The organism is Massilia sp. CT11-108, from assembly GCF_047302915.1.
Taxonomy (GTDB): Bacteria; Pseudomonadota; Gammaproteobacteria; order Burkholderiales; family Burkholderiaceae_D; genus Telluria; species Telluria orientalis.
On record NZ_JBKYMO010000346.1, the window covers coordinates 1 to 6,208 of the forward strand.

A 6,208-nucleotide genomic window follows, 5' to 3' on the forward strand; every position below is an offset into this window, starting at 1 on the left:
GGCACCGCGAGCGCCTGCGCCGGCGCCGCGCTGTGCTTCGGCCTGCGCCTCGCCGCCATCAAGCTGGACTGGCACCTGCCCGTCGCGCATGCGTCGCTGAAGGCGGCGGAGGATGCGGCGAAGGCGGAGGGGCGGAACGAGCGGTAGGAACGGCTTGGCCAGCCTGGGGCGACATTACTGCCGACTCGCGCTGGTCCAGCGAGTCGGACGACAATCCCATTGAATCGTAAATTTCAGCTGACTTTTTTCGGGCGGATTGTTGCGTCATGCGGTAAGGATCGCTGCTTGCAATCTCAGCAACTTTGCAAATACACTAGTTGTCCGACAACTTTCCGCCCGATCATGAAAACCGACTTCAAGAAGCGACTTGCCGTTCTCGGATTTGCCGCGCTTGCCGGCTGCGCAACGCAACCGGCGGCCGTTCCCCCTGCCCTGGCTGACGCGCTTGCCCACAAGGGCGTCGGCCCCGTGGACAACTTCAACTACGTGGATGAGCATGGCAAGCCGATGACCGAGCGCGACTTCGTGGCGCAGGTCAAGCAGTCACGGCAGTTTGCGGTCACCAGGGCGCACGACGACCGCGAGCGGGACGTGACCTTGCGCTTGCGTCCGGTTGGCTACGATCCCGGCCAGGCAGGCAGCGCGCTGCCGTCGGCATCGCTGAATCCGGCCGAGCTGCCCGCCATGATCGATTTCAAGACCTGCCCGAGGCCAGCCTATCCGCCGGACGAGGTGCGGGCGAAGCACACGGGCCTGGTCAAGCTGAACTTCCTGATCGGCGCCGACGGGGCCATCCGGAAGGCGGAGATCGGAACGTCGTCGGGTTACCCCGCACTGGACCAGGCCGCGCTGGCGGCCCTCTCCCGCTGCAGCTTCACGCCGGGTACGTCGGCCGGCGCGCCGGGGGAAAAGGTGTCTGTCGTGCAGTACAAGTGGAGCATCGAATGACGCCGGGTCAGTCCGCGCGCCGGTAGTGCATGGCGATCGCGCCGTTGCGCAGCGGGGTCGCGGAAAGCAGTTCGAGCCGGCGCGTGGCCGGCAGTCCGCTGTCGTACAGCGTCGGACCGTGCCCGGCGATCCTGGGATGGACGAGGAAGCGGTACGCATCGATCAGGTCCAGCCGTTCCAGTGCGGCCGCGAGCTTGCCGCTGCCGAGGAGCACGCCGTTCGGCGTTGCGTCCTTGAGCCGCTGTACGCCCGCGCGCAGGTCGCCCGCGACGTGGTGGCTGTTCGTCCATGGAAAATCCGACCGTGTCGAGGACACCACGTACTTCGGCTTGGCCTCCAGTTTGTCCGCCCACGCGCGCAGCGCCGGCGGCGCGTCGACGGCGCCGCGCGCGACCGCCGGCCAGTAGGCCTCCATCATCTCGTAAGTGACCCGGCCCCACAGCATCGCCCCGGCCTCGTCCATGAGGTCGGTGAAGAAGGCATGCGTCTCGTCGTCGGCGATGCCTTCCCGGTGGTCGATGCAGCCGTCCAGGGTCAGGTTGATACTGAAGGTCAAAAGTCCCATCGTGTCCTCAGTTCGCTAGCGGGCATTACGTAGTTTGTGAAGTTCGACCGGGAGCGTGACGAGAAGTCCGGCTGCGATTGATGAAAGCAGGACGAGGAAAAGCATTAGCGGAGAAACCGAATGCTCACGCCAGTACTGGAAGACCGCGCTTACTGTGAGAATAGCCACCACGAGCAACCAGTTCTTCTTCAACACGTTGAAAATTGCAACCTTGAGCATCTTTCCTCCTTAACTAACGAGCTAACGGCAGCTTCTGGCCGAACCCGGCCGTTCGTAAGGCTCAGTGTACGGCCAGTATTGCTCTCCCGGCAAGTCAGGTTTGTGGTAGACGTAGTTAGTCCCCCGGCCCGTCGCAGGGCAGCTTGTCCATGTCCGCCAGCGTCCACTGGTCGCGCCACCGCACGATCGGCTTGCCGCCCTCCCATTCGATGGGCAGCCACACGTAGCGCCCGTCGATCGCATCCTCCTTGCGCCAGACGTCCAGCATCAGGATATGCCGCGTGCAGCCGTTGCGCTGCAGTGTCAGCGCATAGGTCGACTGGCCGCCGAACGTGATCTTCTGCTGCTCCGGCGTGCCGCGCACCGGGTTGCCCAGCGCCCGCCACGGGCCCGATATCGCGTCCGCCACGTAAGACTTGGCCGCGTTCGGCGCCCAGCCCGTCAGGCCCGACGTCACGAGGTAATACTTGCCGCCGTGCTTGAAGACGGCCGGCGCCTCGTCGTCGCCGTTCTGCTTCACGCGCGCATACTGCCCCGCCGAACGCAGGTAGTCGTCCGTCAGGCGCGACACGTGCATCGTGTGGTTTTCCTCCGACGCGTAGAACTGCCAGGCCTTGCCGTCGTCGTCCACGAACAGGGTCATGTCGCGCGCCATCTGCCCGCCCGCGTGGTCGCGCGCGAGGAAGGATGTGGCGGGGTCCTTGTCGTCGGGCTTGACGTCGACCGGCCATGCACCCGCGTCCGGCCGGAACGAGCCCTGGTAAACGTACGGCCCCGTCACCTTGTCCGCGACGGCCACGCCCGAACGCGCCGCGTCGTAGCGCTTGCCCTTCAGCTCCAGGTGGAACCACATCACGAACTTGCCCGTCTTCGAATTGAGGATCACCTTGGGCCGCTCGATGATCGCGCCCTTGACGATGTCGCTGGCCGGGTCGTCGCTGACCGCGAGCGCGATGCCCTCGTCCTTCCAGTCGGTCAGGTTGCGCGAGCTGTACACGTGCACGCCGACCTGGGCGACGTTGCCCGCCGTGCCCGACACCTTGTGCTCGCCGAACCAGTAATACACGCCGTCGTGTTCCAGGATCCCGCCGCCGTGCGCGTTGATGTGCACGCCCTTGTCATCCGGCCACAGCGCGCCGGGCCGGAACACGCCGTCCGCCTGTGCCGCCGTCGCCGCGCCCAGCAGCGCTGCCGCCGCCAGGAAAAACTTCATCTTGTGCTTCATACGTTCGTCTCCGTGAGTGGACGTGCAATGTTATCGATATCTCCGCCTTTTGTCGCGAACTTTTCATTACACTGGCCGTCGCGATCGATAAAAGGAAGACAATGAGACCGGTGCCGGCCCTGCTTGCCGTATTCAGTGCGACGTCCTGCTACGCCCAGCCGGCACCGGCGCAAGAGCAGCTCGGTTTCTGGATGGACGCCGGCGACCACGGTATCGTACAGTGCACGTTCGCGACGATGCCGGTCGGGGGCGACATCCGCCAATTCCTGCGCCTGACCCTCGGCGTGGGCGTCGACCCAAAAAAGCTCGAACTGGTCGGCAAGGTCAGGCTGCGCGAGGACGCCCCGCCGGCCCGCCCCCACCTGCTGGAAATCGGCGCGGGCGCGCAGACGGCACTCAGCGTCGCGCTACACCCGGACAAGGCTGACCGTGCGTCCGCGCAGATCCCCGCCCCGGCCATGATGGACGTGTTGCGGACGTTCCTGCGCCAGCGCACGCTGTGGATGCGCATCGACGGCGCCGCCGCGCGGACAGTCGCCGTCGCCGGCAAGGAGGCGGACCTGGCGTCCTGCGTCGCTACCCTCGAACGCGACCTGGCCGACGAACGTGCCGCGCGCGCCCGCGGCGATGTCAGCGACGCCTTCCCCAGCCTGCAGAGCGATTAGGCACCGATTGCATCCGGCAGCGGATATCTGCTACCATGTGATCGATAACAAATATGGGAGACCTCATGCGTCAATTTTTCGCCGCCGTGTGGCTGTGCGCCGCCGCCGTGCACGCCAGCGCCGCGGACATGATCGAACGCGTCGCCTCGCCGGACGGCCACATCGTGCTCGAACTGGCACAGAAGCTGGACGCGGCCGGCAAGCGCGCCCTGTCCTACAACGTGCGCTACGACGGCGAGACCGTCATCCGCGACTCGTTGCTGGAACTGCGCCTCGACAACCACCTGTCCGAGAACGCGATGGCCCTGCCCGTCGACCATCACGCGCGCTGGTTCGAGAACCTGCGCGTGACGGGCGTGCACCGCGCGCGCCACGACAGCACGTGGACGCCCGTCACGGGCGAGCGCACGCACATCCGCGACCATTACGAAGCCCTCACCGTCGACCTGGTCAAGGACGACAATCCGACCTATAAACTGTCCGTCGAAGTGCGTGCTTACGACGCGGGCGTGGCGCTGCGCTTCGCGTTCCCCGAGAACGAAAAAGGCACGTACTACCGCATCATCGGCGAGGACACGGAATTCGCGCTGCCCGCCGGCACGCGCGCTTGGTTCCACGGCTGGGCCCAGGGTCCGTACCAGCTGATGCCGCTGCGCGACTGGCCGGACCAGGCCGAGCGCCCGCTCACGCTGCAACTGCCGAACGGCCTGTCCGTCGCCCTGCTCGAAGGCCAGATGGTCGATTACGCGCGCACCAAGTTCAAGCTGAGCCCCGACAAGCCGGACACCATCGTGACAGCCATGCACGACCCGGCCGACCTGGTCTCGCCGTTCGCCACGCCCTGGCGCGGCATCATGATCGCGCGCCGTCCCGGCCAGCTGATCGAAAACAACGACTTTATCCTGAACCTGAACGCGCCGTCGCGCATCGCCGACACCTCGTGGATCAAGCCGGGCAAGATCATGCGCGTGATGTCGCTGACGACGAAGGACGCGAAGGCCAACATCGACTTCGCCGCGCGCCACAAGCTGCAATACGTCCTGTTCGACTTCAAGTGGTACGGCAATGCGTTCTCGTTCGACGCGGACGCGACGAAGGTGGCGATTCCCGACTTCGACCTCCCGGGCATCATCGCCTACGCGAAAAGCAAGGGCATCGGCGTGTGGCTGTACGTGAACCAGCAGGGCCTGATGGCGCAGGGCGACACGCTGTTCCAGACCTACCGCGACTGGGGCGTCGCAGGTGTGAAATTCGGCTTCGTGCAGGTCGGTTCGCACCGCTGGACGACGTGGCTCGAGAAGACGATCCAGCAGGCGGCCGCCGCCAACATCATGGTCAACATCCACGACGACTGGCGCCCCACCGGCGAGCAGCGCACCTGGCCCAACCTCCTGACGGCGGAAGGCATCCGCGGCAACGAGGAAATGCCGGACGCCACGCACAACACGGTGCTGCCGTTCGTGCGCTACCTCGCCGGCGCGGCCGACTACACGATCTGCTACTACGACCCGCGCATCCGGACGACGCATGCGCACCAGCTGGCGCTGGCCGTCGTCTATTACAGCCCGCTGCAGACGCTGTACTGGTACGACACGCCGGACCGCTCGCACGACGAGCCGGAACTGGCGTTCTGGGACCGCATCCCGACCACGTGGGACGAGACGCGCGTGCTGGACGGCGCGCCGGGCCGCGACGTGACGATCGCGCGGCGCAAGGGCGACGAGTGGTTCGTCGGCAGCATCACGAACAACGACGCGCGCCGCATCCCGCTGCGCTTCGACTTCCTCCCGAAGGGCAAGCGCTACGAAGCGACGATCTATGCGGACGACCCGGCCGCGCCGACGCGCACGAAAGTCGGCATCCGCACGCGCACGGTGGACGCGGCCACCGTGCTGCAGCTGGACCTGCCCGCTTCCGGCGGCCAGGCGCTGTGGCTGCGCCCTCTCTAAGCCTCGTACCAGCGGTCCTTCGCCAGCAGGATCTCGTGATGCCCCCGCCCCGCGGGGATCATCGGAAAGCAGTTCTCGGCCTGCTCGACCCGCACGTCGAGCAGGTACGGGCCCTCCGAATCCATGCACTCCGCCACGGCGGCATCGAGTTCGGCCGGGTCCTCGACGCGGCGCGCCTGCCAGCCGAAGGCGCGCGCCAGCGCCACGAAGTCCGGCAGCGCTTCCGAATAACTGTGGCTGTAGCGCCCTTCGTAATGCAGCTCCTGCCACTGCCGCACCATGCCCATGCAGCCGTTGTTCGACAGGACCAGTTTCACGGGACACCGGTGCTGCACCGCCGTCGCCAGTTCCTGGATGTTCATCAGCACGGACGCGTCGCCCGAGATGCACACGACGAGATCGTCCGGATGCGCGACCTGGGCGCCGATCGCCGCCGGCAGGCCATAACCCATCGTGCCCGCACCGCCCGACGTGAGCCAGCGCCGCGGACGCTCGAAACCGAGATACTGCGCGGCCCACATCTGGTGCTGGCCCACGTCGGTCGACACGATCGCGCCGCGCCGCGCCACGTGATCCGCCAGCGCGCGCATCAGCCGTTGCGGCAGGATGCCCGCGGCGGCTGCCGGCACGTCGAGGC

The 6,208-nt window shown here is 66.5% G+C and carries 7 protein-coding genes; 3 read left to right on the forward strand and 4 right to left on the reverse strand.

Annotated elements, in window-relative coordinates:
• Nucleotides 1-342 precede the first annotated feature (342 nt).
• Complete coding sequence (locus ACEN88_RS22345) at nucleotides 343-948, forward strand: TonB family protein (RefSeq protein WP_413343137.1); 606 nt, start codon at nucleotides 343-345, stop codon at nucleotides 946-948.
• 7 nt (nucleotides 949-955) lie between these two features.
• Here the strand turns inward: ACEN88_RS22345 and ACEN88_RS22350 are convergent, their stop codons facing one another.
• The 3 genes from ACEN88_RS22350 to ACEN88_RS22360 all read right to left on the reverse strand — a co-directional run bounded on the left by ACEN88_RS22350 (nucleotide 956) and on the right by ACEN88_RS22360 (nucleotide 2,957).
• Nucleotides 956-1,513 (reverse strand): dihydrofolate reductase family protein, encoded by a 558-nt coding sequence (locus ACEN88_RS22350; protein ID WP_413343139.1) that lies wholly within the window; start codon nucleotides 1,511-1,513, stop codon nucleotides 956-958.
• A 15-nt stretch (nucleotides 1,514-1,528) separates the two neighbouring features.
• The gene (locus ACEN88_RS22355) at nucleotides 1,529-1,732 is read right to left on the reverse strand and encodes a hypothetical protein (RefSeq protein ID WP_413343141.1); all 204 of its coding nucleotides are present in this window, start codon (nucleotides 1,730-1,732) and stop codon (nucleotides 1,529-1,531) included.
• Between the two features lie 115 nt (nucleotides 1,733-1,847).
• A complete protein-coding gene (locus ACEN88_RS22360; protein WP_413343143.1) occupies nucleotides 1,848-2,957 on the reverse strand; it encodes a glycoside hydrolase family 43 protein in 1,110 nt (369 codons plus the stop codon).
• Nucleotides 2,958-3,058: 101 nt separating this feature from the next.
• On the opposite strand from ACEN88_RS22360, the gene ACEN88_RS22365 reads away from it, so the two are divergent.
• Together ACEN88_RS22365 and ACEN88_RS22370 are read left to right on the forward strand one after the other, a co-directional pair.
• Nucleotides 3,059-3,622 carry a hypothetical protein gene (locus tag ACEN88_RS22365; protein ID WP_413343145.1) on the forward strand — a complete coding sequence of 188 codons (564 nt, stop codon included), beginning with the start codon at nucleotides 3,059-3,061 and terminating at the stop codon, nucleotides 3,620-3,622.
• A gap of 65 nt (nucleotides 3,623-3,687) precedes the next feature.
• Entirely contained in the window at nucleotides 3,688-5,571 is a 1,884-nt protein-coding gene (locus tag ACEN88_RS22370; protein ID WP_413343147.1) for a glycoside hydrolase family 97 catalytic domain-containing protein, read from the forward strand.
• On the opposite strand, the gene ACEN88_RS22375 is transcribed toward ACEN88_RS22370, so the two are convergent.
• Nucleotides 5,568-6,208 (reverse strand): thiamine pyrophosphate-dependent enzyme (locus ACEN88_RS22375; RefSeq protein WP_413343149.1); only part of this gene is annotated, 641 nt, incomplete at its 5' end. The genes ACEN88_RS22370 and ACEN88_RS22375 overlap by 4 nt on opposite strands.